Below are 1,849 nucleotides of genomic sequence, written 5' to 3' on the forward strand. Positions count from 1 at the left end.
GAGGCTGTTAGCAAGCCCTGCAGTGCGTTCTTGCCCTCGTGATTGAGCAATGACTTTGCAATGCTATGGGTAAAGTTGCCGTAGGCGTCGCCCGCATAAGACACCTGACTCTTTGTTGACGAGTAAAAAAAGTATAGGCTATTAAAAGAGGACTCCGACGAACGCATTGCATCCTGAATGCTGGATTCTCCTTTTATGTATTGCGCCCCAGAGTAGCAGGCGTCCACTATCTTCACGGCATTGGAGGGTGAAAGCCCGCGCAGTAGGTCATCAAGCCGGCTGTTCGACAGTGAGGTGGTATTCTTGTTCGTGGAATGATAGTTTGAAAATGGAAATAAGAATTGTCCGTCACCCAAAATGCCGTGACCAGAGTAGTAAAAGAACACTTCATCTATAACCTCACTGCGCCACTGGTCAATAGATTCGCATATCCTTTCTAGGGCTTGACTCGAGTGCTGGTAACCCGAAAGCTCTAGCATCAACTTATACTTTTTTGTTTCCTCAATGATGTTACAAACCAGGCTATGGTCATTCTGGCAGGAAGGAAGACTTTCTTCGTGATCATACTCAGATATGGAAAGAATAATTGCTGCATTGCGGGTCAAGGCGATTTCCTCTCTACGGGTCTTAAGTGGATTCAGGCCTGTTCGAAGATGCGCGACAAATAAGTAAAAAGAGTTTCCAGGTGAATTAAAATGAGCAGCGATATAGCTCTCTGGCTCGTCTCCTATCCGCTCATAACCCAAACCCCATCTGCTCAGTCTTCTGAGGATCAGTCTCGCCCGGTTGGCTCGTCTTAGGCGGGCGGCCCCGGCGCTTGCCGCCACCTGTAACTGCAGCTGGAGCAGCCTTCTTCCCGCCCTTGCCATGCAGGCCCTGAGCCACCTCCTCGGCGTAACGCTCGGCATTCATGGCCAGGAGGCGGGCGAGCACCTCGTCGCGCACAGCGTCGGGCCAGCGGTAGCGCCAGGGCAATTTCTTTCTGCCTTTGATAGCTTCATGGGAGCGCAGCTGTGCCTGGAAGGCCATGGCGTCGTCCGCATCCCAGAAGAACAGCTCGCCACTGTCGATGCGCTCCTGCAGCTCATCGGGGAGTTGGGCGTCGTCTTCGGTGTCGAGATAGTCGAGCCCGAAGCCGCAGGCGGTGGGCACATCGCTCCAGCCGTAGGCGGCCAGCACCGCCTGATCCATTTCGCCGTGGAGCCTGCGCAGCTCCAGGTGACCGCTACTGGATTCGGCGGGATCGTGGAAGCGGTTGTAGGTGCTGGTGAGGCCTTCGTTGTTGTCAGCCAGAAGATTTGACCGAAAGGAGTAATAGTCTTCCCCGATCAGGGTGACGTGAGCAAGTGAGTCGCTAGGAGGCTCGTCGCTTAAAATATTCTCAACCACAGGAAATGGAAAAGTTTCTAAGCAGTCCGACGCGGTGTAGCGCAGTCGATCCTCAAGTGTGGAAGCGAAAGTTCTAGCCCAGGATTCATGAACCCTTCCTTGCAGCAAGGCAAATACGCTGTATTCTCCGGAAGCAATTGCATAGTGGGGTGACGCTAGATATGTATCGGCTGGCAAAAAGGTGAATGCCAGATGTTTTGATGGTACTGGGTGACATATGAAGCGATCGAGCGCTTTGATTGCGAATCTTAGGCCTGGCCTTGTTTCCCCAAACTGCCACCATCGCTCTCGAAGTCTATCGCGCTTGCATTTAAGCCTTTCAGGCTTGACTCTTTGTTCGACAATTGAGAACAGGTCTCCATACTTCTTTGCCTCCTCCTCTGGCATTTCATCGAAGTCGATTATGTAGCGCTTGATTTCGTAACACGAAGAATTCAAGATCTCGTCCCCGCCAATAAAC

2 protein-coding genes are annotated in these 1,849 nt (G+C 52.2%); both read right to left on the reverse strand.

Going from position 1 to position 1,849, the window contains the following annotated elements; translation table 11 throughout:
- On the reverse strand, positions 1–746 hold a 746-nt coding region (locus AC01FP_RS17330), incomplete at its 3' end, for a caspase family protein (protein WP_474481955.1).
- A partial coding sequence (locus tag AC01FP_RS17335) for a type IIL restriction-modification enzyme MmeI (protein WP_474481956.1) occupies positions 736–1,849 on the reverse strand: 1,114 nt, incomplete at its 5' end. The genes AC01FP_RS17330 and AC01FP_RS17335, both read right to left, overlap by 11 nt.

It is taken from the genome of Cyanobium sp. NIVA-CYA 375 (genome assembly GCF_056108345.1).